This is a genomic window from Pseudomonas sp. D5(2026), from assembly GCF_057766845.1.
The window spans coordinates 4,719,085-4,743,858 of sequence record NZ_CM173421.1 but is presented as its reverse complement, the minus strand read 5'-3'; the positions used below and the strand labels follow the sequence as shown (position 1 = coordinate 4,743,858).

The window sequence follows — 24,774 nt, the reverse complement described above, 5'->3', positions numbered from 1 at the left end:
TATCCCGCCCCCGCGAGCCTCTAACCTGCCGGCATCAATTTTTGATTCGGCCGTGGAGGCCAGCATGAAAAAGATCCTTCTGCTCAATGGTGGTAAACAGTTCGCTCACTCCGAAGGCCGTCTCAACGCGACCTTGCACGAAGCGGCCATCGCTCATCTGGACCGCGCCGGTTTCGATGTGCGCCAGACGTTCATCGATGGCGGCTACGATGCCCAGGAAGAGGTGGAGAAATTCCTCTGGGCCGATGTGGTGATCTATCAGATGCCCGGCTGGTGGATGGGCGCGCCGTGGACCGTTAAGAAGTACATCGACGAGGTATTCACTGCCGGCCATGGCAGCCTGTATGCCAATGATGGCCGTACCCGTTCGGACCACTCGCAAAAATACGGCAGCGGTGGTTTGGTGCACGGCAAGCAATACATGTTGTCGCTGACCTGGAACGCGCCGCAGCAGGCGTTCGATGACCCGAGCGATTTCTTTGAAGGCAAAGGGGTGGATGCCGTGTACTTCCCGTTCCACAAGGCCAACCAGTTCTTGGGTATGACCGGCCTGCCGACCTTCCTGGCGGTGGATGTGATGAAGCGCCCGGATGTGCCGGCGGCGTTGGCAGCTTATGAGGCGCATCTGGACAAGGTGTTTGGCAAGGCACAGTAATTTTATGCCTGTACGGGCCTATTCGCGGGCTTGCCCGCTCTCACAGGTATTACACAGGTTTCAAGGACTTTGCAGTACTTGTGGGAGCGGGCAAGCCCGCGAATAGGCCCGTACAGGCGCCGCTGGACTTGGCCTCGACAAGCGGTTATCTAATCCTTGCACAGACCAACCACAGGCCTAGATGTGAAAACCCGATCCGAAGAACTCCAGGTATTCGTCGCCGTCATCGACTGCGGCTCGATTTCCGCTGCTGCCGAGCAGATGGGCCAGACCCCGTCTGCCGTCAGCCGCACCCTGTCGCGCCTGGAGGGCAAGCTGGGCACCACGCTGGTCAACCGCACCACCCGGCGCATGGACCTTACCGAAGAGGGTCGTTATTTTCTTGAGCGCTCGCGGCTGATCCTGCAGCAGATGGACGAGATGGAAGAGCGTCTGTCGATGAACCGCCAGACCCCGACCGGGCGATTGCGCATCAATGCTGCGGCGCCGTTCATGCTGCATGCCATCCTGCCGTGGATCGGCGAGTTCCGCCGCCAGTACCCGGGCATCGAACTGGAACTCAACACTGACGACCTGATCATCGACCTGCTGGAGCAGAGCACCGATGTGGCGATCCGCATCGGTGAACTGGCCGACTCCAGCCTGCATGCGCGCAGCCTGGGTTGCAGTCCGGTGCAGGTGCTGGCCAGTCCGGCCTACCTGGAGCAGCACGGCACGCCACGGGAGGTCGAGGAGCTGGCCGACCACTGTCTGCTCGGCTTCAGCCAACCTGAGTCGCTCAATCATTGGCCGCTACGCCACGCTCAGGGCGATCGTTGGAGCATCCGCCCGACGCTGGTCGCTTCCAGCGGCGAAACCCTGCGCCAGCTGGCGCTGGCCGGGGAGGGCATCGTCAGCCTGTCGCACTTCATGACCCACGAAGATATCCGTACAGGGCGCCTGCAGGTGCTGCTGAGCGAGGCCAATAATGGCTACCGTCAGCCGATCCACGCGGTGTATTACCGCAACACCCAGTTGGCGCTGCGCATCCAGTGCTTCCTGGATTTCATCCAGCGCAAGCTGGCCATGTACGCCTGCTGAGTTGCCTGAACGCGACAAATTCTGTCCACAGGCGGCGAAACTTCCGACGGTTGATTGCACAGTCGAAGCGCTTCGGCCTTACTGAGTGCTCGACAAAAACAACACCAAGGAAGTGTCATGCGCATTGTCCCTTTCCAGTACCTGGCTCTCGCAGCCGCGATCCTGAGCTGTTCCTCGGTTTACGCCGCCACGCTGGAGGGCGGCGCGGTGGCCGCCCCCGATCAATATGGTGCACAGGTGGCCGCCGATATTCTGAAAAAGGGCGGCAACGCGGTAGACGCGGCAGTGGCGACCGCCTTCACCCTGGCGGTGACTTACCCGGAGGCCGGTAACATCGGCGGTGGCGGCTTCATGACCCTGTTCGTCGATGGCAAGCCTTACTTCCTCGACTACCGCGAAGTCGCGCCCAAGGCCGCCACACGCAACATGTACCTGGACGACAAGGGCGAGGTCATCGAGAACCTCAGCCTGGTCGGGGCACGTGCCGCAGGCGTACCCGGTACGGTAATGGGCCTGTGGGAGGCGCACCAGAAGTTCGGCAAGCTGCCCTGGAGCGAGTTGCTGACCCCGGCCATCGGCTATGCGAAAAACGGCTTCAAGGTGGCAGAAAAGCAGTACCAGTACCGCAACGATGCCCAGGGCATGTTCAAGACCGCGACCAACTTCAACGATTACTTCGGCAACATGAAGGTCGGCGAGCTGTTCAAGCAGCCGGAAATGGCCCAGACCCTGGAGCGTATAGCCGACAAGGGCGTGAGCGAGTTCTATCAAGGCAAGACCGCCGATTTGCTGGTGGCGCAGATGCAGGCTGACAAAGGCCTGATTACCAAAGACGACCTTAAGGATTACAAGGCGGTATGGCGTGAACCGATGGCCGTGAGCTGGCGTGGCAATGTGGTGTATACCGCGCCGCCACCGAGCTCCGGCGGTGTGGCGCTGGCCCAGTTGCTGGGCATCAAGGAAGACCGCGCGGCCGACTTCAAAGGGGTGGCGCATAACTCGGCGCAGTACATCCACCTGTTGGCCGAGATCGAGAAGCGGGTGTTCGCCGACCGCGCCGACTACCTGGGCGACCCGGCCTTCACCAAGGTGCCGGTGGACCAGCTGGTGGCCAAGGATTACCTGGCCAAGCGCGCAGCCCAGGTCAACCCGAAGGCCATCTCCGAGACCGACAAGGTCAAGCCGGGCCTCGAACCGCACCAGACCACGCATTTCTCGATCATCGACAAGCAGGGCAACGCGGTCAGCAATACCTACACCCTCAACCTCGACTACGGCAGTGGTGTGGTGGTGAAGGGCGCCGGTTTCCTGCTCAACGACGAGATGGATGATTTCAGCGCCAAACCGGGGGCGGCGAACGCCTTTGGCGTGGTCGGCGGTGATGCCAACGCGATCGAACCGGGCAAGCGCATGCTGTCGTCGATGAGTCCCAGCCTGATGACCCGCGATGGCAAGGTCGAGCTGGTTATCGGTACCCCGGGTGGTTCACGGATCTTTACCTCGATCTTCCAGGTGATGAACAACCTGTACGACTACGGCATGCCGCTGGACAAGGCGGTGGCGGCGCAGCGCGTGCACCATCAGTTGCTGCCCAAGGACACCATCTACTTCGACAGCTATGCGCCGCTGACCGGTCCGGTAGCTGACGAGCTGAAGAAGATGGGCTATGTGCTGGAGGACCAGGGCTGGGAGATGGGTGACATCCAGGCGATTCGAGTCGATGGAGCGAAGCTTGAGACCGCTTCTGATCCACGTGGGCGTGGGGTGGGGATGATCGTCAAGTGATGCTGTGCAAGCCGTGCTGACGCATTCTCGGGTAAACCCCCTGCTACATCTGTAGGGGCGGGTTTACCCGCGAATCCAGGCGGTCGGTCAGACGCGGAACTGGCTGACCAATGTCTGCAACTGCCCACCCAACCGCGCCAGCTCCACACTCGACGCTGCCGTCTCGTCACTGGCTGCCGCGGTTTGCTCTGACACATCGCGCACATTCAGGATGCTTCGGCTGATCTCTTCAGCCACCGCACTCTGCTGCTCTGCCGCCGCAGCAATCTGCTGGTTCATCGACTGGATGCTCGATACCGTACTGGTAATGTTCTCCAGCGATGACCCGGCCTTGCGCGCCAGTTCGACGCTGCTGTCGGTCAGGGTACGGCTGCCCTCCATGGCACTCGCCACTTGCTGGGTACCGTGCTGCAGGCCGGCAATCAGCTCTTCGATCTCTTCGGTAGACTTTTGCGTGCGCTGGGCCAAGCCGCGCACTTCGTCGGCAACCACGGCAAAGCCACGGCCTGCCTCGCCGGCGCGTGCCGCCTCGATCGCCGCGTTGAGCGCCAGCAGGTTGGTCTGTTCGGCCACCGACTTGATCACGTCCATCACGCTACCAATCTTCTGGCTTTCCTGCTGCAGCAGGTTCATCGCCTCGGTAGAGCGGTGCATGTCTTCGGCCAGGCGTTCGATCTGGCCAATCGCTTCGCCTACCACGCGGTCGCCGGCCCGAGCTTCGTCATCTGCACCGGTGGCTGCATGTGAGGCCTGCTCGGCATTGCGCGCCACTTCCTGTACGGTGGCGGCCATTTCGTGCATGGCGGTGGCCACCTGGTCGGTCTCGACCTTCTGACTGTTGGCGCCCGCGCTGGTCTGTTCGGTGACTGCCGACAGCTCTTCGGCGGCGCTGGCGATCTGGGTGACGCCATCGCGGATGCCGCTGATCAGCTCGCGCAGGGTGGTGCCCATGCGCGCGATGCCTTGCTGCAGCACACCCAGTTCGTCGCGGCGGGTGACGCGCATGTGCTGGGTAAGGTCGCCGCTGGCGATCTTTTCCACGGCCGCCAGGGTGTCTTGCAAGGGGCGAGTGATCTGGCGGGTGATTAGTACCGCCGCCAGCACGCCGACCAGCAGCGCCAGCAGTGTGGCAATGGCCTGCAGGCTACGGGCCTGGGTACTCTCGATGTCACGGCGCTCTAGCTGGATCTGGTACAGCGCGTCGCTGCGCTTGACGATGTCGGCGCCCTGCACGGTCATTTCGGCGCGCGAGGTGGTGATGTTGGCAACCGCGTCGCGGAACTGGCGTACCGCGTCACGATAGGCCAGTACCGCGTTTTCGAACTGCTGCAGGCGCGCGTCTTCGCTGGGCAGCTGGCGCTTGAGGTTGTCGGTATCGGCCAGTGCTGCATCCAGCTGGCGCAGCGCGGCCTGTTCGTTGGCGCTGCTGTTTTCGGCGATGTAACCACGCACATCAATACGCACCTGCAGCAGTTGCTGGCGGGCCTTGCTGATCAGTTGGTACTGGGCCAGGCGCACGCTGTCAGCCTCGGGGCGAGCCATCACTTCCTGGCTGAGCGCATCCATGGCCTGGTCGGCGAGGATGGCCGATCTGTCCATGGAAACGCGCGCCGCGCGGGTGGCGTCGTAGCCCTGGCGCATCTTGTTCAGCGACAGCTTGTAGGCGCTGATGGTTTCGCCCAGCTCACCCAGCAGCTTGACGTTCTCCGGGCTTTTGAAAGTGGTGGCCAGGTAGGCCTGCTGCTTGCTGAATGCGTCCAGCTTGGCCAGGGTGTTGGCGGCGGCGGTATCGTCGCCGTTGGCAATCATGTACTGCAGGCGCGCAATGCGCAGATTGGTGAGGTCCTTGTTCAACTGGCCGATGTCGCCCATCCAGTTGCTGCGGTCGATCAGGCTGCCCAGGCTGGTCCAGCCGGTGAGGGCCAGCAGGCCGGTGAGGACCAGCACCAGGCCGAAGCCCAGGCCGAGTTTAAGATTGACGCTGATGTTGGCGAACCAGCTGTTCATGCACGCTCTCCAGAAGTTGATTTCGCTCTCTTGATCTTCGATCGCCAGGCGTTATTGTTCTGGATGCCCGCTGAATCGTGCAGGTGTTATCGGCAATGATTGAGGAAGCTGAAACGCTTTTTCAGCAAAAACATCAGCACGCGCTTTCACTCGTTCGCTGTTGGGCCGGGTATCAGAGGGTGCGCGCGCTGAAGGTATCGCAGCGGTTCACTTCACCTTCGGCAAACCCGGTCTTGAACCAGCGCACCCGCTGCGCCGAGGTGCCGTGGGTGAACGAGTCCGGCACCACGCGCCCGCGGCTTTGCTGCTGCAGGCGGTCGTCGCCAATGGCATTGGCCGCATTCAGCGCTTCCTCGACATCGCCTGGCTCCAGCCAGTTCAGGCGTTTCTGCGCCTGATAGGCCCATACGCCGGCCAGGCAGTCGGCCTGCAACTCCTGGCGCACCAACAGGCCGTTGTCGCCCTCCATGCGCTGGCCGGCGCGTCGTGCGGCATCGACCTTGGCCGAAACCCCCAGCAGTGTCTGCACATGGTGGCCGATTTCGTGGGCGATCACGTAGGCCTGGGCGAAGTCGCCAGCTGCAGCGAAGCGGGTTTCCATTTCGCGGAAGAACGACATGTCCAGATACACCCGCTGGTCCGCCGGGCAATAGAACGGCCCGACCGCTGCCGAGGCAAAACCACAGGCCGAGTTGACCTGGCCGCTGAACAGGACCAGTTTGGGGTCACGGTATTGTTTGCCGGCCTCGGCGAACAGGGCTTTCCAGGTGTCTTCGGTGTCACCCAGAACCGAGGCGACGAACTCGGCTTGCTGGTCGTTGGCCGGTGGCGCCTTGCCGCCCGCACCACTGGGCGCCGTCTGCTGTTGTTGCTGCTCCATCTGGCCGGCAAGCTGGCCAAGAATCTGCAACGGGTCCTGCCCGGTGAGCCAGCCGATACCGACGATCAGCAGGATCGCCCCGAGGCCCAGCCCCTTGCCGCCGCCGAAACGCATGCCGCCGCCACCACCTTCGCCTCGGGCATCGACCACGTTGTCGCTGCGTCGGCCTTTTCGCCATTCCATGAATGCTCTCCCGAGCGTGAAACAAGAAGACAAAGATTAGTTCACGAAGGCGGTACGTGTCAGGCTGAGGTGTTGATACATAACCATTTGGTTATGGATCAGGTGGTCGATTTCAGTATTCATCACGTACCGCCTGCCGGAAACTGCAAGTCCGCCTGCCACGCCCAGGCGTTCTCACAATTCCAAGAGAGGAAACCGGCATGCCCGCCCAGGACAACAGCCGCTTCGTGATCCGTGATCGCAACTGGCACCCTAAAGCCCTTACGCCTGACTACAAGACGTCCGTTGCCCGCTCGCCGCGCCAGGCACTGGTCAGCATTCCGCAGTCGATCAGCGAAACCACTGGTCCAGACTTTTCCCACCTGGGCTTCGGCGCCCACGACCATGATCTGCTGCTGAATTTCAATAACGGCGGCCTGCCAATCGGCGAGCGCATCATCGTCGCCGGCCGTGTCGTCGACCAGTACGGCAAGCCTGTGCCGAACACCTTGGTGGAGATGTGGCAAGCCAACGCCGGCGGCCGCTATCGCCACAAGAACGACCGCTACCTGGCGCCACTGGACCCGAACTTCGGTGGTGTTGGCCGATGCCTGACCGACCGCGACGGCTACTACAGCTTCCGCACCATCAAGCCGGGCCCGTACCCATGGCGCAACGGCCCGAACGATTGGCGCCCGGCGCATATCCACTTCGCCATCAGTGGCCCGTCGATCGCTACCAAGCTGATTACTCAGTTGTATTTCGAGGGTGACCCGCTGATCCCGATGTGCCCGATCGTCAAGTCGATCGCCAACCCGCAAGCCGTGCAGCAGTTGATCGCCAAGCTCGACATGAGCAACGCCAACCCGATGGACTGCCTGGCCTACCGCTTCGACATCGTGCTGCGCGGCCAGCGCAAGACCCACTTCGAAAACTGCTGAGGACCCCGCCATGCCAATCGAACTGCTGCCGGAAACCCCTTCGCAGACTGCCGGCCCTTACGTGCACATCGGCCTGGCCCTGGAAGCCGCCGGCAATCCGACCCGCGACCAGGAAATCTGGAACTGCCTGGCCAAGCCGGACGCCCCGGGCGAGCACATTCTGCTGATCGGCCACGTATATGACGGGAACGGCCACCTGGTGCGCGATTCGTTCCTGGAAGTGTGGCAGGCCGACGCCAACGGTGAGTACCAGGATGCCTACAACCTGGAAAACGTCTTCAACAGCTTTGGCCGCACGGCTACCACTTTCGATGCCGGTGAGTGGACGCTGTACACGGTCAAGCCGGGTGTGGTGAACAACGCTGCTGGCGTGCCGATGGCACCGCACATCAACATCAGCCTGTTTGCCCGTGGCATCAACATCCACCTGCACACGCGCCTGTATTTCGATGATGAGGCCCAGGCCAACGCCAAGTGCCCGGTGCTCAACCTGATCGAGCAGCCGCAGCGGCGAGAAACCTTGATTGCCAAGCGTTGTGAAGTGGATGGGAAGACGGCATATCGCTTCGATATCCGCATTCAGGGGGAAGGGGAGACAGTCTTCTTCGACTTCTGAGGTGAAGCTTGGGGCCGCTCTGCGGCCCATTCGCGGGCAAGCCCGCTCCTACAACGATCTGCGTACACCGACGCCGATCAATGTGGGAGCGGGCTTGCCCGCGAATGGGCTGCAAAGCAGCCCCGGCGATACAACGATCAGCGCCGAACCAGCAGAACCCCGCTTTCCATATGGTGGGTATACGGGAACTGGTCAAACAATGCACAGCGCTCGATGCGGTGGGTGTCCTGCAACTGGGCAATGTTCGCTGCCAGTGTTTCCGGGTTGCACGAGATGTACAGGATGCGTTCGAAACGACGGGTCAGCTCGCAGGTATCTGGGTCCATCCCCGCACGCGGAGGGTCGACGAACACTGTACCGAACTGATAACTCTTCAGGTCGATGCCTTCCAGGCGCCGGAACGGCCGCACCTCATTCAGTGCCTGGGTCAGTTCCTCTGCCGACAAACGTACCAGCCGCACGTTATCCACAGCGTTCTCGTCGAGGTTGCTCAGTGCGGCATTGACCGATGTCTTGCTGATTTCGGTGGCCAGCACCTGGCGTACACGCGTGGCCAGCGGCAGGGTGAAGTTGCCGTTGCCGCAATACAGCTCCAGCAAGTCATCCTCACGCTCGCCAATGGCCTCGAAGGCCCAGCTGAGCATCTTCTGGTTCACTGCGCCGTTGGGCTGGGTGAACGCACCCTCCGGCTGGCGGTAACTGAACACGCGGCCAGCCACATCGAGTTTTTCCACCGCGTAGTCACGGCCGATTACCAGGCGCTTGCCCTTGGAACGGCCAATGACGCTCACGCCCAGCGCGTCAGCCAGTTGCCGGGCTTCCACTTCCCAAGCCTCGTCCAGCGGGCGGTGATAGCACATCGTGATCATTGCATCGCCAGCCAGGGTGGTGAGGAACTCTACCTGGAACAGGCGATTGCCCAGTTCTTCGCTGGCCTGCCAGGCCGCTTTCAGGCGTGGCATCAATGCATTGATGCGCTGGCTGGCAATGGGGAAATCGTCGATCAGGATTGCCTTGTGCTTCTCGCCCGGGGCGAACATGGCGTAATGGCGCTGGCCATCCTCGCGCCACAGGCGGAACTCGGCGCGCAGGCGGTAATGCTCGCGCGGTGAGTCGAAAACAGTCGGCTCCGGCGCGCCGAACGGCGCCAGCAGCTCGCGCAGCCGGGCCACTTTGGCATCCAGCTGGGTCGCGTAGGAGGAGGGGTCGAAAGCAGCACTCATGCGTTGAACCAGCCTAGCTTGATGACGAACAGGATGGAAAGGATCACCAGGGCCGGGTTCAGGTCGCGACGGCGGCCGGAAATCAGTTTGACGGCGGTCCAGGCGATGAAGCCGAAGGCGATACCATTGGCGATCGAGTAGGTCAGCGGCATGGCCAGGGCGGTCACGACAACCGGCGCGGCTTCGGTCACGTCGTCCCAGTTTATTTCTGCCAGGCCCGAGGCCATCAGCACGGCGACGAACAGCAGCGCCGGGGCCGTGGCGAAGGCCGGTACGCTACCGGCCAGCGGGGCGAAGAACAGCGCCAGCAGGAACAGCACGGCAACCACGATGGCAGTCAGGCCGGTACGGCCACCGGCGCTCACACCCGCAGCAGATTCGATGTAGCTGGTGGTGGTCGAGGTGCCCAGCAGGGAGCCGGCCATGGCGGCGGTGCTGTCGGCGATCAGGGCGCGGCCCATCTTCGGCATGTGGCCGTCCTTGCCCATCAGGCCGGCGCGCTTGGCCACGGCGATCAGGGTGCCGGAGTTGTCGAACAGGTCGACGAACAGGAACGCGAAGATCACGCTGATCAGGCCCACATCGAGGGCACCGGCGATGTCCAGCTGCAGGAAGGTGGGTGCCAGCGAAGGTGGCATCGACACGATCCCGCCGAACGGCGTGACGCCCATGGCGATCGACGCGACGGTGACGGCCAGGATGCCGATCAATACCGCGCCGCGCACCTTCAGCGACTCAAGGCCGACGATCAGGAAGAAGCCCAGCGTGGCGAGAATCACCGAGGGCTGCTTGAGGTCGCCCATGCCCACCAAAGTGGCTGGGTTATCGACGACGATGCCAGCGTTATGCAGGGCGATCAGTGCTAGGAACAGGCCGATACCGGCGGCAATCGCCGAACGCAGCGGCAGCGGAATGCTGTTCACGATCCACTCGCGAATGCGGAAGATCGACAGCAGGAAGAACATCACCGCAGACAGGAACACGGCACCCAGCGCCACCTGCCAGGTGTGGCCCATGTGCAGCACCACGGTGTAGGTGAAGAACGCGTTCAGGCCCATGCCCGGTGCCAGGGCGATCGGGTAGTTGGCAATCAGGCCCATGGTGGCGGAGCCGATGGCCGCTGCCAGGCAGGTGGCGACGAAGATCGCGCCCTTGTCCATGCCGGTCTCGCCGAGGATGCTCGGGTTGACGAACAGGATGTAGGCCATGGCCAGGAAGGTGGTGACGCCCGCGAGAATCTCGGTGCGCACGTTGGTGTTGTGTGCTCTTAGTTGAAACAGCCTTTCCAGCATGCCCGCTCCCCAAGGCGCCCCCGGCGCCATGAATGTATCGACCCCATCAGCAAAGCACAGACCGTACCGGATGCCGTGGTTTTGTGTGGGGAGGAAAAAAGCCGCGCATCATACCAGCATGCATGGCGGGGGCCTATGGCCGTTGGGGAATGGGTTTTTCTTGCTCTTCGCGGGTAAGGTCCCCTGTAGGCGGGGCATGCCCGCGAAAAGGCTGGCACAGGTAACGATCACCCGCTATGCAACCGATCCCGCTTGGCCAGGGTAGGGAACAGTTTTATCCACACCCCGGTCACCACCAAGGTGCCCACCCCGCCCAGCACCACCGCCGGCACTGTACCAAACCAGTGCGCGGTCACCCCCGATTCGAACTCGCCGAGCTGGTTCGAGGCACCGATGAACAAGCCGTTCACTGCGCTCACCCGCCCACGCATTTCATCCGGTGTCTCCAGCTGTACGAACGAACTGCGAATGACCATGCTGATCATGTCTGCCGCACCCAGTACCACCAGTACTGCCAGCGAGAACCAGAAGGAGGTCGACAGGCCGAAGGCGATGGTCGCCACGCCGAACACGCCGACCGCAGTGAACATCGTCCGCCCGACGTTGCGCTGGAACGGGAAGCGCGCCAGCCAGAGTGACATCAGCAACGCCCCCACCGCTGGCGCCGAGCGCAACAGGCCAAGCCCCATCGGACCGGTCAGCAGGATGTCTTTGGCAAATACCGGCAGCAACGCGGTGGCCCCGCCCAACAATACGGCGAACAGGTCGAGCGAGATGGCGCCGAGGATGTCGGGCCGGCTGCGAATGAAGCGGATGCCAGCCAGCAGCGATTCGATGCTGGCGCGCCCGCGCTGGGCGACCTGGCCACGCGCCTGCAGGCTCAGGGTCAGTACGCAGGCAATGGCGTACAGGGCCACCGTCGGGCCGTACACCCACATGCTGCCAAAGGCATACAGGAAACCACCCACCGCCGGCGCCACGATGGTCGCCGACTGGGTGGCCGAGGCCGACGCCGCCACCGCCCGCGGGAACAGCCCGGCCGGTACCACATTGGGCAACAGCGCCTGGGTTGCCGGCATTTCGAACGAGCGGCTGGCGCCGAGCAGGAAGGCCAGGGCAAAGATCAGTTCGCGGGTGACGTTGTCGGTGGCACTGCCCAGCGCCAGCGCCAGGGCAATCAGGCCCTGAAGGCTCTGGCACAGGGCGGCGACCTTGCGCCTGTCATAGCGGTCGGCGACATGGCCGGTGTGCAACATGAACAGCACCCGTGGGGCGAACTCGACCAGGCCGACAAGGCCCAGGTCCAGTACGTTGCCGGTCAATTGGTAGAGGTGCCAGCCGATGGCCACGGTGAGCATCTGGAAGCCGCTGGCGGTGAACACGCGAGCCAGCCAGAAGGCCAGAAAAGGACGATGGTGACGCAACAACTGCGGTGCGGAATCGGACATCGGAAACCAGGGGCCTCGGCGCAGTAGAGGGGGGCGCAGCGTATCATCTGTTTGTAACAAACAGTTACTGTTTGCACGGGGCGGCACTTTTCTATTGTTGATTAAAGAGGGTGAGGCAACAGGTCACGCGGCAATCCACCACACGGCCCACCGGGCCATTCGGGACTATGCTTCCTAGCATTCATTGATCTGGGTCAATCGTTCCAGATCAAAGAAATGGCCGTCTGGCCGGAATCCCTGCGATCGAACAGAACAATTCCAACACGCCGTACTCGACCCAGTGGGGGCAGTGGGCGACTGGGGCCACAAGCCCGGACGCCGGATTATCTGAAGAGGAAGCACCATGTTCGGAATAGAGGCCTTAGAGCTCGCCCGAATGCAGTTTGCCTTTACCGTGTCGTTCCACATCCTGTTCCCGGCCATCACCATTGGCCTGGCCAGTTACCTGGCAGTCCTCGAAGGCCTATGGCTGCGGACCCACAACCAGGTCTACCGTGACCTCTATCACTTCTGGTCGAAGATCTTCGCCGTCAACTTCGGCATGGGCGTCGTCTCCGGCCTGGTCATGGCCTACCAGTTCGGCACCAACTGGAGCCGCTTCTCCGACTTTGCCGGCGCCGTCACCGGCCCGCTGCTCACCTACGAAGTACTGACCGCGTTCTTCCTCGAAGCCGGCTTCCTGGGCGTCATGCTGTTTGGCTGGAACCGCGTCGGCCGTGGTCTGCACTTCTTCTCCACGGTGATGGTAGCGCTCGGTACGCTGGTTTCGACCTTCTGGATTCTCGCCTCGAACAGCTGGATGCAAACCCCGCAAGGTCACGAGATCATCGATGGTCGGGTGGTGCCGGTGGACTGGTTTGCGGTGGTGTTCAACCCCTCCTTCCCCTACCGCCTGATGCACATGGCCACTGCTGCGTTCGTTTCCACCGCGTTCTTCGTCGGTGCCTCGGCGGCCTGGCACCTGCTGCGCGGGCGTGACAACCCGGCCGTTCGCAAGATGCTGTCGATGGCCATGTGGATGGCACTGATCGTCGCCCCGATTCAGGCAGTGATCGGCGATTTCCACGGTCTCAATACACTCAAGCACCAGCCGGTAAAAATTGCCGCGATCGAAGGCCATTGGGAGAACGTGCCCGGTGAGCCGACTCCACTGATCCTGTTCGGCATTCCCGATATGAAGGCCGAGACTACCCGGTTCAAGATCGAGATCCCGGCGCTCGGCAGCCTGATCCTGACCCACAGCCTGGACAAGCAGGTGCCGGCGATGAAGGAGTTTCCGCCCGAGGACCGGCCTAACTCGACCATCGTATTCTGGTCGTTCCGGATCATGGTCGGGCTTGGTTTCCTGATGATCTTCGTCGGCCTGTGGAGCCTGTGGTTGCGCAAACGCGGCACGCTGTACAGTTCGCGACCGTTCTTGTATGTGGCGCTGTGGATGGGCCCATCCGGGCTGGTCGCGCTACTGGCCGGTTGGTTCACCACCGAAATTGGCCGCCAGCCCTGGGTGGTGTACGGCCTGATGCGCACGGCGGACGGTGTTTCCAACCACAGTTACGCCCAGCTCGGCTTCACCCTTGTGGCGTTCGTGGTGGTGTACTTCGCCCTGTTTGGCACCGGCCTTGGCTACATGATGCGCCTGGTGCGCAAAGGGCCGCAGACCGGCGAGGGTGACGAGCACACACCGGGAGGCCCAGGCCAGAAACGCACGCCGGCACGGCCTTTGTCCGCCGCCGATGATGGCCGCGAGGCCACCTCTGCCAGCCTGAACGAGGGGAACTGAACCATGGGTATCGACCTTCCACTGATCTGGGCCGTGATCATCATCTTCGGCGTCATGATGTACGTGGTGATGGACGGATTCGACCTGGGGATCGGCATGCTCTTCCCCTTCGTCAAGGGCGAGCAGGACCGTGATGTCATGATGAACACTGTCGCGCCGGTATGGGATGGCAACGAAACCTGGTTGATCCTGGGCGGTGCCGGACTGTTCGGGGCCTTCCCGATGGCCTATGCCGTGGTCCTTGAGGCCCTGTACCTGCCCCTGATCCTGATGCTGATCGGCCTGATTTTCCGAGGCGTGGCCTTCGAGTTCCGCTTCAAGGCCAAGGCCGACAAGCGGCACATCTGGGACAAGGCTTTCATCTGGGGTTCGCTGATCGCCACCTTCTTCCAGGGCGTGGCGCTTGGCGCGTTCCTGGAGGGCTTCAAGGTGGTCGACCGGCATTTTGCCGGTGGCACCCTGGACTGGCTGACACCGTTCAGCCTGTTCTGCGGGCTGGGGTTGATCGTGGCCTACACCCTGCTGGGTTGTACCTGGCTGATCATGAAGACCGAAGGGCCGCTGCAACAGAAGATGCACGATATGGCCCGGCCGCTGGCGCTGGTGCTGCTGGTGGTGATCGGTATCGTCAGTCTGTGGACGCCAATCGCCTACCCGCAGATTGCCGACCGCTGGTTCAGCATGCCCAATCTGATCTGGTTCATGCCGGTACCGCTGCTGGTGCTGGTGACGTTCTACGGGTTGCTCAAAGCGGTGGCGCGCAACGCGCACTACACGCCGTTCCTGCTCACTCTGGTATTGATCTTCCTTGGCTACAGCGGCTTGGGAATCAGCCTGTGGCCTAACATCATCCCGCCGTCGATCTCGATCTGGGATGCCGCAGCGCCACCGCAAAGCCAGGGCTTCATGCTGGTGGGTACCCTGTTCATCCTGCCGTTTATCCTCATGTATACCTTCTGGAGCTACTACGTGTTCCGCGGCAAGGTGACCCACGAAGACGGCTATCACTAGGAGGGCCGCATGATGACTGGCAAGCATGGCTTGGAAGAAAAGAAACCGCTGTGGCAGCGACTGGGTTGGCTGTTGCTGATCTGGGCGATGAGCGTGGCAGCGCTGGGTGTGGCGGCCTGGGTGATGCGGCTGTTCATGGGGGCGGCGGGATTGACCACACATTGATAAAGAGCGGCAGCGGGCTTGCCCGCGAAGCAGGCAACGCGCTAGATGGCACCGGCGTTGCCGGTGTTCGCGGGCAAGCCCGCTCCTACTTGCGGGCTTTCAGGATTACGAACTTGGGCGTAGCCGCCACCTGCTCAACGCCGCGGAACAACCGCGCCAGCTTGCTGTGATAGCCCAGGTGCCGGTTACCCACGATATACAGCGCCCCGCCTACCACCAGCGCTTCACGCGCCTGCTGGAACATGCGCCAGGCCAGGAAATCACCGACCACCTGCTGTTGGTGGAACGGCGGGTTGCACAGCACCACGTCCAGCGACTGTTTCTCCAGCCCGGCCAGGCCATCGGCCGCGACGAAGGTCGCCGGGCGCTCGCCCAACGCGGACTGCCAGTTCTCCTGTGCTGATTGCACCGCCATGTACGACTCGTCGACCAGGGTGTACTCGGCGTCCGGGTTGGCCAGGGCGCTGGCAATCGCGAGTACGCCATTGCCGCAGCCCAGGTCAGCCACCCGTGCACGGCCAAGGTCGCGTGGCAGATGAGGGAGGAATGCCCGGGTACCAATATCCAGGCCTTCACGGCAGAACACGTTGGCGTGGTTGACCAATTCCAGTGCCGGCACGTCGAGGCGGTAGCGGCTAGGGTAGGGGGACTTGGCGTGCGGCCGCTCGGCAACCGTTGCTGTCAGCAAGCGGGCCTTTTTCAGCGCCAGCGAAGCCTGTACGGGGCCGATGTACTTCTCCATCAGGTCGCCGGCCGCCCGTGGCAGGTGCTTGATCATCGCCCCGGCAATCACCTGCGCACCGGGGGCCAGCTGGCCTTGCAGGCGGATCAGTTGTTCTTCGAGCAGGGCCAGGGTCTTGGGTACACGCACCAGCACCCGGTCGAACGGGCCTTGCCAGTGTTGGCTGGCTGGTACGAACGGGACACTGTCGAATGGCAGGCCATTGCGCGCCAGGTTTTTTTCCAGGGCCAGGTGCCCCAGGTGCGAGTCACCGCTGCTGACCACCTGCAGCTGGCCCGCAAGGCTTGCGGCCAGGGCACCGAAGCTGTCATTGAGCACCAGTACCCGGCAATTGGCGTCAGGTGCCTGATCGTGTAACTGCGCAAGCAGGTACTCGTCGGCGGCATCGAAAGCCTGCAGCGGGTCGTTGGCCTGCTCCGGCTGGCGGATCAGGTCGAGTTCGGCGTAGGGGGTGGTCAACAGGGGCATGGCGTCTGGCTCGGGTACGAAACTGCCCGCTGCGGTTCGCGCCGGGCTTTGCCGGACGATTCTACAGGGCTTTGCCCAAGGTCGCAGGTTTGAAGGTCAGATCCAGCCACGCAAGGCGGCAATGGCGATGGCTCCGGCTTTGTTGGCTGCATTGGTCTTGGTGATCACGCTGCGGATATGGAAGTTGACCGTGCTTTGCGACAGCGAGAGGATGCAGGCAACATCGGCAGCGGTCTTGCCGGCGGCAGACCATTTCAGCACTTCCAGTTCACGCTCGCTCATTTTCGGTTGCGGTGGGCACAGCGCGTTCAGGTGGTGCTCGCCCAGTACCGCGTGAAGGGTGTGGCACAGCCACTGCACACTACCGGCTTTGTCGTACAGCTCGAACGCATCGATGTGGCCGTTTGGCCGAGCGACACTGATCTGGCTTTCGTTGTGCTGCTGATCGTGAAGCGACTGTGTCCAGCCGTGGCGCAGGCCATGCTGGCAGGCCATTTCGCGAAATTGCGGGGCTTCCTTGTACAGTTCATCGGTCCAGAGCACCGGTGTCGTGGAGCTGTGGCTCAGGTTCGCTGCCGGGTCCTGCTTGTAGAAGTCGTCGCGCTGGTAGCGCTCGATCCACTCACTTGGGTAGTTGCTGTAGAGGTACAGCTTTGGCGTTTGCGTAGCGATCTGAATGCGGATGTTCAGCCCAAGGTAATCCATGTCCAGGTCCCGAGCCAGATGGACTGCGATGTCGAATAGCTTTTGTGGGCTGCGTTCGCTGACGAATGCATGAAGATGTTCAGGTTTCCAGTGATACATCTGAAGCACTCCTTGATGCGCGCAGAATCCAATCCGTTTGAGTACCCGGAAGATTGTAGGAAAAGACCTACCATCCTGTTGGGAATTTTTTGTTATAGCGATCAGGAATTTCTGCGACTTTGGCCCGATTGCACTTCATGAGGCCCTACAAAGCGGTGGTTTTTATCCTGGCCACTTTAGGCGACACTGTGCACACGCCAACCCTGGAGCCCGATATGACCGCTAGCGCCGAAAAGTTCACCCGCCAGACACTGCTCGATGTTCAGCCACTGACGCCGAACCTCTTCAGCCTGCGGGTCACGCGCGATGCGGGGTTCCGCTTCCGTTCCGGCCAATTCGCCCGGCTAGGTGTGACCAAGGCCGATGGTAGCGTGGTGTGGCGCGCCTATTCCATGGTCAGCGCGCCTCATGATGAGTATCTGGATTTCTTTTCCATCGTGGTGCCAGGTGGTGAGTTCACCAGTGAGTTGAGCCGTTTGGGGGCAGGCGATACGTTGCTGATCGACCGCCAGGCGTTCGGTTTCCTCACCCTCGACCGCTTCGTCGGTGGTCGTGACCTGTGGTTGCTGGCTACCGGTACCGGCATCGCGCCCTTTATGTCGATCCTGCAGGACTTCGAAGCCTGGGAGCGCTTCGACAGCATCAAGCTGGTGTATTCAGTGCGCGAAGCCAAGGAACTGGCCTATGTGGATGAAATTGCCGGGCTGGAACAGCGCGATTATCTGGCTGAGTACGCGGGCAAGTTGCAGTTCATTCCCGTGGTGACCCGTGAACAGCACCCGGGTGCGTTGAATCAGCGCATTACCACGTTGATCGAGAATGGCGAGCTGGAGAAGGCGGCGGGGCTTGAACTGTCACCAGAGCATTCGCGGGTGATGCTCTGCGGTAACCCGGAAATGATCGACGAAACCCGCAAGGTCCTCAAGGCGCGAGACCTGCAACTGAGCCTGAGCAAGCGGCCCGGGCAGGTAGCAGTCGAGAACTACTGGTAAGACTATTGGGGCCGTTGTGGGGGCGGGCATGCCCGCTCCCACAACGGCCCCGGCAATTTCAAGGCAAGCGGTTCTGGTTCTGCGTCTTGAGCAAATCGCGGATCTCGGTCAGCAGCGTCTCTTCAGCCGAAGGCACAGGCGGCGTAGTCGGCGCCACGGCTTCTTCACGCTTGAGCTTGTTGATTGCTTTCACGCCCATGAAGATGGCAAAGGCCACGATCACGAAGTCGATCACGGTCTGGATGAACTTGCCATACGCCAGCATCACCGCTGGCACGTCACCTTCGGCAGCCTTCAGGGTAATGGCCAGGTCGCTGAAGTCCACGCCACCGATCAGCAGGCCCAGTGGCGGCATGATCACGTCGCCGACGAAGGACGAGACGATCTTGCCGAAGGCCGCGCCGATGATGATACCGACCGCCATGTCGACGACATTGCCTTTGACTGCGAAAGCCTTGAACTCGTTGAGCATGCCCATGTTTGGTTCCTTGTAACAAAAGGTAAGGTTAAGGCAGTGTAAGCCACTAAAACGCTTCATGCGTTGTGTTCAGGGCTACTGACTGCAGTTAGAACGAATAGTTTTGTCGCATCCCGAGGCGTTCGAGACACGTCCTGCTCGGCTATCATGGCGAATTTTTCCAGGAGACCCCACCCATGGCCAAGGCCAAGCGCTTGTATGGCTGCACCGAATGCGGCGCGACTTTCCCCAAATGGGCTGGCCAGTGCGGCGAATGCGGGGCCTGGAACACCCTGGTCGAAACCATGATCGAAAGCGGCGGCGCTGCTGCACCCAGCAGTGGCCGCGCTGGCTGGACGGGACAGCAGGCGCAGATCAAGACCCTGGCCGAAGTCAGTGTTGAGGAAATCCCGCGTTTCACGACCAGCAGCACCGAACTGGACCGCGTGCTGGGCGGCGGCCTGGTGGATGGCTCGGTGGTGCTGATCGGCGGTGACCCCGGCATCGGCAAATCGACCATTTTGCTACAGACCTTGTGCAACATCGCCGTGGGCATGCCGGCACTGTATGTCACAGGGGAGGAGTCGCAGCAGCAGGTGGCCATGCGCTCCCGGCGGCTGGGGCTACCTCAGGACCAGCTCAAGGTGATGACCGAAACCTGCATCGAGACGATCATTGCCACGGCGCGGGTCGAGAAGCCGAGGGTAATGGTGATCGACTCGATCCAGACCATTTTCACCGAGCAGTTGCAATCGGCCCCGGGCGGCGTGGCTCAGGTGCGCGAAAGCACAGCGTTGCTGGTGCGCTACGCCAAGCAAAGCGGTACGGCAATCTTTCTGGTCGGCCACGTGACCAAGGAAGGCTCGCTGGCTGGCCCGAGGGTGCTGGAGCACATGGTCGACACTGTGCTGTATTTCGAAGGTGAGTCCGATGGCCGTCTGCGCTTGCTGCGGGCGGTCAAGAACCGCTTTGGCGCGGTCAACGAACTGGGCGTGTTCGGCATGACCGATCGTGGCCTCAAGGAGGTATCGAACCCGTCGGCGATCTTCCTCAACCGTACTCAGGAAGAGGTGCCGGGGAGCGTGGTGATGGCAACCTGGGAGGGGACCCGGCCAATGCTGGTCGAGGTGCAGGCGCTGGTCGACGATAGCCATCTGGCCAACCCGCGGCGGGTGACCTTGGGCCTGGATCAGAACCGCCTGGCCATGTTGTTGGCGGTACTCCACCGTCATGGCGGCATCCCGACCCATGACCAGGATGTGTTTCTCAACGTGGTCGGCGGGGTGAAGGTGCTGGAAACGGCTTCGGACCTGGCGCTGCTGGCGGCGGTGATGTCCAGCCTGCGTAACCGGCCACTGGCCCATGGTCTGCTGGTGTTTGGCGAGATTGGCTTGTCGGGCGAGGTACGGCCGGTGCCCAGTGGCCAGGAGCGCTTGAAGGAAGCGGCCAAGCACGGCTTCAAGCGTGCCATCGTACCCAAGGGCAATGCGCCGAAAGAAGCGCCGGCGGGGTTGCAGGTGATTGCCGTTACCCGCCTGGAACAGGCGCTGGATGCATTGTTCGAATAGTGTGCAGGAGCGAGCAAGCTCGCTCCTGCAATCAGTCAGTGCTCGGCAACGGCCGTGCGCCTGACCGTTTCATTGCCATGCTCGTCCAGTTCCAGCATCGGCACTTCGTTACCCTCGGCATCGAACAGCTTGCCATCCTTGAAGTAGTCCCCATCACGCAGCGCGGAAATGTCCGAATACTGGATGGTCCGCTCGTAGGCTGCAGCGAACACTGACTGGTTTTCCGAGTTGCCGGTGGTGAAGTGGTTGAAGATCAGGTTCAGCAGGATGGCCATGATCGCCGCCGAGCTGATGCCGGAGTGGAAGATGGTCTCGAACCAGTTCGGGAAGTGGTGGTAGAAGGTCGGCGCGGCAATCGGGATCATGCCGAAGCCCAGCGAGGCCGCGACGATGATCAGGTTGACGTTGTTCTTGTAGCTGACCTTGGACAGGGTGCGGATACCGCTGGCCGCCACGGTGCCGAACAGCACGATACCGGCGCCGCCCAATACCGGGGTAGGCACGGCAGCAATCACCCGGCCCATGACTGGCAGCAGGCCGAGTACCACCAGAATCACGCCGCCGGTAGCCACCACGTAGCGGCTCTTGACCCCGGTCACCGCCACAAGGCCAACGTTCTGGGCGAACGCGCTCTGGGTGAACGAACCGAAAATCGGCGCCAGGATGCTAGATGCCATGTCGGCGCGCAGGCCGTTGCCCAGGCGCTTGGAGTCCACCTTGGTGTCGATGATCTCACCCACGGCGAGGATATCGGCCGACGTTTCCACCAGGGTCACCATGATCACGATGCACATCGAAAGGATCGCGGCGATGTGGAACTCTGGCATGCCAAAGTGGAACGGCGAGGGGAAGGCGAACATCGGGCCTTCGCTGACCTTGCTGAAATCGGTCATGCCCAATGCCCAGGCGATCAGCGTGCCGACCACCATGGCCAGCAGGATAGACAGCCGTGAGATGGTTGCGTTGCCAAGCTTGCTGAGCAGCAGCACGATGGCGAAGGTCAGCCCGGCCAGGCCGATGTTGGCCATGCTACCGAACTCCGGCGAGGCGCTGTTGCCACCCATCACCCAGCGTGCGGCAACCGGCATCAGAGTCAGGCCGATGGTGGTGATGACGATGCCGGTCACCAGCGGCGGGAAGAACTTGGTGATGCGCGAGAACACCGGCGTGATCAGAAAGCCGATCAGCGACGCTGCCATGACCGCCCCGAGCACCCCAGGCAGGCCACCGCCACCCTCGCTGCTCAGAATCGCCCCCATGGTCGCCACACCGGCGAACGACACGCCTTGTACCAGTGGCAACTGGCAACCGAAGAACGGCAGGCCAAGGGTCTGCAGCAGGGTGGCCAGGCCACCGGCAAACAGCGAGGCGGCGATCAGCATGCCGATTTCGGCACCATTCAGGCCCGCGGCCTGCCCCAGGATCAGGGGTACTGCGACGATTCCACCATACATGGTCAGCACATGCTGCAGACCATAGGCCAGGTTGGCACCAAGGCCGAGGTTTTCATCCTCGGGTCGCTTGGCGGGAGACGTGCTAGGGGACGTAGTCATGGAGCAGGCTCTCTGTTTATTGTTGTGCCGCTACTGTAGACACTTCCTACAAATGATTGCTACAAAAATTGTATACAATATTTTGATCGGAGCGCGAACAGATCCGGCCGCAGGGCGTGCTAGAACCCAATGCAGAAGGCGTACCAACTTGGCAGAAGCTGTATTAGAGGGGTGTGTACAAAGCAACGCTACCCAGGCTTAAAGCTGTCTGGGTAGACAAGAAACACCAGGCGGGAAGGCTATTAGCTAGCTAAGAGATTCCATTATTCGATGAGTTCGCGCAGCTCACGCATCATTTCGGTGCTGTCAGCCACGTTCAATTCCACAAGACGGTGCAAATGGCTCATCGAGTCGAGGTCTATGTACAGGCAGATGAAGCCCAGACGGTCCGGTTCTTCATGGCGCAGTTCGACCTGCATCTGCACGCGGGCATCGTCGCCCAGGTGAATGATGGCGTCGAAGTCCTGCGTCAGGTCGGCATCCCAATCTGCCGGGCGTTCAATGAGCAAGCCTTTGAGTGAAAGGTCCAGCAGTTTTGCAGGCCAGCAGTTCAGCCCCTGGCGCAGCTCGGTGGGGGCATCGAAGTCGATGCGTTGAAAGCGGCGGCGTTCGTCGTGATCGCTCATGGCATGGATCCTCGAATAGATCATCAGGTGTCGTCCTGACTATAGTTAGAGTTGCACGTGCATCAGGTGCTGCAATGTGGCCGCAGAGGCTCTAGAACAAAGCAAGTGTGGCAATGCCGCTTGACTGGCCCTAGACTCGGTGGGCGGTCTTTCCAATCCACCAGCTGGAAGCTAACCATGAACAACAATAATAGCCTGCTACGCCATATTCCGTGGCTGGCGCTGGCAGTCATAGGTGCCTGCGCACTGGGTGTGGTTGCCCTGCGTCGCGGCGAGGCGATCAACGCCTTGTGGATCGTGGTCGCGGCGGTGGCCATCTACCTGGTCGCCTATCGTTACTACAGCCTGTTCATCGCCACCAAGGTGATGCAACTCGACCCGCGCCGTGCCACCCCGGCGGTGCTCAACAACGACGGCCTGGACTACGTCCCGACCAACAAACACATTCTTTTCGGCCACCACTTCGCCGCCATCGCCGGCGCAGGCCCCTTGGTCGGGCCGGTACTGGCTGCGCAAATGGGCTACCTGCCCGGTACGCTGTGGCTGATTGCCGGCGTGGTGCTGGCCGGTGCGGTGCAGGACTTCATGGTCCTGTTCATGTCTACCCGCCGCAATGGCCGCTCACTGGGCGACATGGTGCGCGAGGAGATGGGCAGAATCCCCGGTACCATCGCCCTGTTCGGCTGCTTCCTGATCATGATCATCATCCTTGCGGTGCTGGCGCTGATCGTGGTCAAGGCACTGGCCGAAAGCCCATGGGGCATGTTCACGGTGATGGCGACCATCCCGATCGCGATGTTCATGGGCATCTACATGCGCTACATCCGTCCGGGCCGTATTGGCGAAATCTCGGTCGTTGGCGTGGTACTGCTGCTGGCCTCCATCTGGCTGGGAGGCGTGATCGCTGCGGATCCGGTGTGGGGCCCGGCGTTCACGTTCACTGGCGTGCAGATCACCTGGATGCTGGTGGGCTACGGTTTTGTCGCCGCCGTGCTGCCGGTATGGCTGGTACTGGCGCCGCGTGACTACCTGTCGACCTTCCTCAAGATCGGCACGATCCTTGGCCTGGCCATCGGTATCCTGATCATCGCGCCCGAGCTGAAAATGCCGGCGCTGACCCAGTTCACCGACGGCACGGGCCCGGTGTGGAAGGGTGCCCTGTTCCCGTTCCTGTTCATCACCATTGCCTGTGGTGCGGTGTCCGGCTTCCACGCGCTGATTTCCTCGGGGACCACGCCGAAGCTGCTGGATAACGAAACCAACGCCCGCTACATCGGCTACGGCGGCATGCTGATGGAATCGTTCGTCGCCATCATGGCCATGGTTGCGGCCTCGGTGATCGAGCCGGGCGTGTACTTTGCCATGAACAGCCCGGCTGCCGTGGTCGGTTCCGATGTTGTGTCGGTAGCGCAGACGGTCAGCAGTTGGGGCTTCCTGATTACACCTGAGCAGCTCGAAGCGGTCGCCCGTGACATTGGCGAGCACACCGTCCTGGCCCGTGCCGGCGGTGCGCCAACCCTGGCGGTCGGTATCGCGCAGATCCTTCACCAGGTGTTGCCAGGTGAAAACACCATGGCCTTCTGGTACCACTTCGCGATCCTGTTCGAGGCGCTGTTCATCCTTACCGCGGTGGACGCCGGCACCCGTGCCGGGCGCTTCATGTTGCAAGACCTGCTGGGCAGCTTCGTGCCGGCGCTCAAACGCACCGATTCGTGGGGGGCCAACCTGCTCGCCACCGCTGGCTGCGTGGCACTCTGGGGCTATCTGCTGTACCAAGGGGTAATCGACCCGCTGGGTGGCATCAACACCCTGTGGCCGCTGTTTGGTATCTCCAACCAGATGCTGGCCGGTATCGCCTTGATGCTCGGTACTGTGGTGTTGATCAAGATGAAGCGTCAGCAATACATCTGGGTCACCCTGCTGCCGGCTGTGTGGCTGTTGATCTGCACCACGGCTGCAGGCCTGATCAAGCTGTTTGACCCGAACCCGGCTGTGGGCTTCCTGGCCCTGGCCAAGAAGTACAGCACTGCGCTGGACGCCGGCCAGGTACTGGCCCCGGCCAAGGACATCGGGCAGATGCAGCACGTGATCTTCAACGCATACACCAACGCGGGCCTGACGATCTTGTTCCTGCTGGTGGTCTTCAGCATCCTGTTCTTCGCCATCAAGGTCGGCTACGTCGCCTTGGGCCGCAAGGAGCGCAGCGACAAGGAAACCCCGTTCCAGGCGCTGCCTGACGCGTAATCGAGAGGACTGCAATCATGTTCAACGACTTGGGTCGACTGGGAAAATACCTGGGGCAGGCAGCCCGCCTGATGGTCGGCATGCCCGACTACGACAACTATGTCGAACACATGCAGAAAACGCATCCGGACAAGCCGGTGATGAGCTACGAGGCGTTCTTCCGCGAACGCCAGGAAGCACGTTACGGTGGCAAATCCGGGCCCAAGTGCTGTTGAGCCTGCGGTACGTGTAAACCTGTGGGAGCCTGGGTAACCGGCTCCCACAGTCATTTCAGA

The 24,774-nt window shown here is 61.8% G+C and carries 22 protein-coding genes and 1 pseudogene; 12 read left to right on the top strand and 11 right to left on the bottom strand.

Annotated elements, in window-relative coordinates; genetic code table 11:
- The first annotated feature begins 64 nt into the window (after positions 1–64).
- From mdaB to ggt, 3 genes are all read left to right on the top strand, one after another.
- Entirely contained in the window at positions 65–655 is a 591-nt protein-coding gene (mdaB, locus tag AC3B5Q_RS21980; RefSeq protein ID WP_020193400.1) for an NADPH:quinone oxidoreductase MdaB, read from the top strand.
- Between the two features lie 183 nt (positions 656–838).
- Positions 839–1,735: a LysR family transcriptional regulator gene (locus tag AC3B5Q_RS21975; RefSeq protein ID WP_021784306.1), complete on the top strand. Its 897-nt coding sequence runs from the start codon at positions 839–841 to the stop codon at positions 1,733–1,735.
- Positions 1,736–1,852: 117 nt separating this feature from the next.
- Positions 1,853–3,520: a gamma-glutamyltransferase gene (gene ggt / locus AC3B5Q_RS21970; RefSeq protein WP_021784305.1), complete on the top strand. Its 1,668-nt coding sequence runs from the start codon at positions 1,853–1,855 to the stop codon at positions 3,518–3,520.
- An 87-nt stretch (positions 3,521–3,607) separates the two neighbouring features.
- Here ggt and AC3B5Q_RS21965 read toward each other — a convergent pair whose 3' ends face one another.
- The 3 genes and pseudogenes from AC3B5Q_RS21965 to ypfJ form a co-directional block, all read right to left on the bottom strand.
- Entirely contained in the window at positions 3,608–4,471 is an 864-nt protein-coding gene (locus tag AC3B5Q_RS21965) for a methyl-accepting chemotaxis protein (protein ID WP_407726748.1), read from the bottom strand.
- Positions 4,463–5,392: pseudogene (locus AC3B5Q_RS21960) on the bottom strand (methyl-accepting chemotaxis protein); the annotation flags it as partial. The gene AC3B5Q_RS21965 and the pseudogene AC3B5Q_RS21960, both read right to left, overlap by 9 nt.
- 307 nt (positions 5,393–5,699) lie before the next feature.
- The gene (ypfJ, locus tag AC3B5Q_RS21955; protein WP_101196261.1) at positions 5,700–6,590 is read right to left on the bottom strand and encodes a KPN_02809 family neutral zinc metallopeptidase; all 891 of its coding nucleotides are present in this window, start codon (positions 6,588–6,590) and stop codon (positions 5,700–5,702) included.
- A 200-nt stretch (positions 6,591–6,790) separates the two neighbouring features.
- Between ypfJ and pcaH the strand changes: the two genes are divergently transcribed.
- Both pcaH and pcaG read left to right on the top strand, forming a co-directional pair.
- Complete coding sequence (gene pcaH / locus AC3B5Q_RS21950) at positions 6,791–7,510, top strand: protocatechuate 3,4-dioxygenase subunit beta (RefSeq protein ID WP_009682255.1); 720 nt, start codon at positions 6,791–6,793, stop codon at positions 7,508–7,510.
- A gap of 10 nt (positions 7,511–7,520) precedes the next feature.
- The gene (pcaG, locus tag AC3B5Q_RS21945; RefSeq protein WP_021784302.1) at positions 7,521–8,126 is read left to right on the top strand and encodes a protocatechuate 3,4-dioxygenase subunit alpha; all 606 of its coding nucleotides are present in this window, start codon (positions 7,521–7,523) and stop codon (positions 8,124–8,126) included.
- 137 nt (positions 8,127–8,263) lie between these two features.
- Here the strand turns inward: pcaG and trmA are convergent, their stop codons facing one another.
- The 3 genes from trmA to AC3B5Q_RS21930 form a co-directional block, all read right to left on the bottom strand.
- Complete coding sequence (gene trmA / locus AC3B5Q_RS21940; protein ID WP_021784301.1) at positions 8,264–9,349, bottom strand: tRNA (uridine(54)-C5)-methyltransferase TrmA; 1,086 nt, start codon at positions 9,347–9,349, stop codon at positions 8,264–8,266.
- Positions 9,346–10,641, bottom strand: coding sequence for an NCS2 family permease (locus AC3B5Q_RS21935; protein ID WP_003251606.1), 1,296 nt, complete (start codon positions 10,639–10,641; stop codon positions 9,346–9,348). Before AC3B5Q_RS21935 ends, trmA begins: the two co-directional genes overlap by 4 nt.
- A gap of 227 nt (positions 10,642–10,868) precedes the next feature.
- Positions 10,869–12,089, bottom strand: coding sequence for an MFS transporter (locus tag AC3B5Q_RS21930; protein WP_021784300.1), 1,221 nt, complete (start codon positions 12,087–12,089; stop codon positions 10,869–10,871).
- Between the two features lie 343 nt (positions 12,090–12,432).
- On the opposite strand from AC3B5Q_RS21930, the gene AC3B5Q_RS21925 reads away from it, so the two are divergent.
- The 3 genes from AC3B5Q_RS21925 to AC3B5Q_RS21915 are packed head-to-tail and all read left to right on the top strand — an operon-like array spanning position 12,433 to position 15,045.
- Positions 12,433–13,869, top strand: a complete 1,437-nt coding sequence (locus AC3B5Q_RS21925; RefSeq protein ID WP_021784299.1) for a cytochrome ubiquinol oxidase subunit I — start codon at positions 12,433–12,435, stop codon at positions 13,867–13,869.
- Positions 13,870–13,872: 3 nt separating this feature from the next.
- Positions 13,873–14,880, top strand: coding sequence for a cytochrome d ubiquinol oxidase subunit II (gene cydB / locus AC3B5Q_RS21920; protein ID WP_003251612.1), 1,008 nt, complete (start codon positions 13,873–13,875; stop codon positions 14,878–14,880).
- A gap of 9 nt (positions 14,881–14,889) precedes the next feature.
- The gene (locus AC3B5Q_RS21915; protein WP_016713451.1) at positions 14,890–15,045 is read left to right on the top strand and encodes a DUF2474 domain-containing protein; all 156 of its coding nucleotides are present in this window, start codon (positions 14,890–14,892) and stop codon (positions 15,043–15,045) included.
- 85 nt (positions 15,046–15,130) lie between these two features.
- Here AC3B5Q_RS21915 and AC3B5Q_RS21910 read toward each other — a convergent pair whose 3' ends face one another.
- The gene (locus AC3B5Q_RS21910) at positions 15,131–16,255 is read right to left on the bottom strand and encodes a methyltransferase (protein WP_021784297.1); all 1,125 of its coding nucleotides are present in this window, start codon (positions 16,253–16,255) and stop codon (positions 15,131–15,133) included.
- A 96-nt stretch (positions 16,256–16,351) separates the two neighbouring features.
- A complete protein-coding gene (locus tag AC3B5Q_RS21905) occupies positions 16,352–17,059 on the bottom strand; it encodes an autoinducer binding domain-containing protein (protein ID WP_021784296.1) in 708 nt (235 codons plus the stop codon).
- A 215-nt stretch (positions 17,060–17,274) separates the two neighbouring features.
- Here AC3B5Q_RS21905 and AC3B5Q_RS21900 point away from each other — a divergent pair, with 215 nt between their 5' ends.
- On the top strand, positions 17,275–18,051 hold the full coding sequence (locus AC3B5Q_RS21900; protein WP_028698125.1) for a ferredoxin--NADP reductase: 777 nt from the start codon (positions 17,275–17,277) through the stop codon (positions 18,049–18,051).
- A gap of 58 nt (positions 18,052–18,109) precedes the next feature.
- Here the strand turns inward: AC3B5Q_RS21900 and mscL are convergent, their stop codons facing one another.
- The gene (gene mscL, locus AC3B5Q_RS21895) at positions 18,110–18,529 is read right to left on the bottom strand and encodes a large-conductance mechanosensitive channel protein MscL (RefSeq protein ID WP_021784294.1); all 420 of its coding nucleotides are present in this window, start codon (positions 18,527–18,529) and stop codon (positions 18,110–18,112) included.
- Between the two features lie 176 nt (positions 18,530–18,705).
- On the opposite strand from mscL, the gene radA reads away from it, so the two are divergent.
- Positions 18,706–20,076, top strand: a complete 1,371-nt coding sequence (gene radA, locus AC3B5Q_RS21890; protein ID WP_003251626.1) for a DNA repair protein RadA — start codon at positions 18,706–18,708, stop codon at positions 20,074–20,076.
- Positions 20,077–20,111: 35 nt separating this feature from the next.
- On the opposite strand, the gene AC3B5Q_RS21885 is transcribed toward radA, so the two are convergent.
- On the bottom strand, positions 20,112–21,629 hold the full coding sequence (locus AC3B5Q_RS21885; protein WP_021784293.1) for a nucleobase:cation symporter-2 family protein: 1,518 nt from the start codon (positions 21,627–21,629) through the stop codon (positions 20,112–20,114).
- A gap of 263 nt (positions 21,630–21,892) precedes the next feature.
- The gene (locus AC3B5Q_RS21880) at positions 21,893–22,255 is read right to left on the bottom strand and encodes a PilZ domain-containing protein (protein ID WP_021784292.1); all 363 of its coding nucleotides are present in this window, start codon (positions 22,253–22,255) and stop codon (positions 21,893–21,895) included.
- Positions 22,256–22,432: 177 nt separating this feature from the next.
- On the opposite strand from AC3B5Q_RS21880, the gene AC3B5Q_RS21875 reads away from it, so the two are divergent.
- Both AC3B5Q_RS21875 and AC3B5Q_RS21870 read left to right on the top strand, forming a co-directional pair.
- The gene (locus AC3B5Q_RS21875) at positions 22,433–24,499 is read left to right on the top strand and encodes a carbon starvation CstA family protein (RefSeq protein ID WP_021784291.1); all 2,067 of its coding nucleotides are present in this window, start codon (positions 22,433–22,435) and stop codon (positions 24,497–24,499) included.
- Between the two features lie 17 nt (positions 24,500–24,516).
- Positions 24,517–24,714 carry a YbdD/YjiX family protein gene (locus AC3B5Q_RS21870; RefSeq protein ID WP_003251633.1) on the top strand — a complete coding sequence of 66 codons (198 nt, stop codon included), beginning with the start codon at positions 24,517–24,519 and terminating at the stop codon, positions 24,712–24,714.
- Positions 24,715–24,774: the final 60 nt, after the last annotated feature.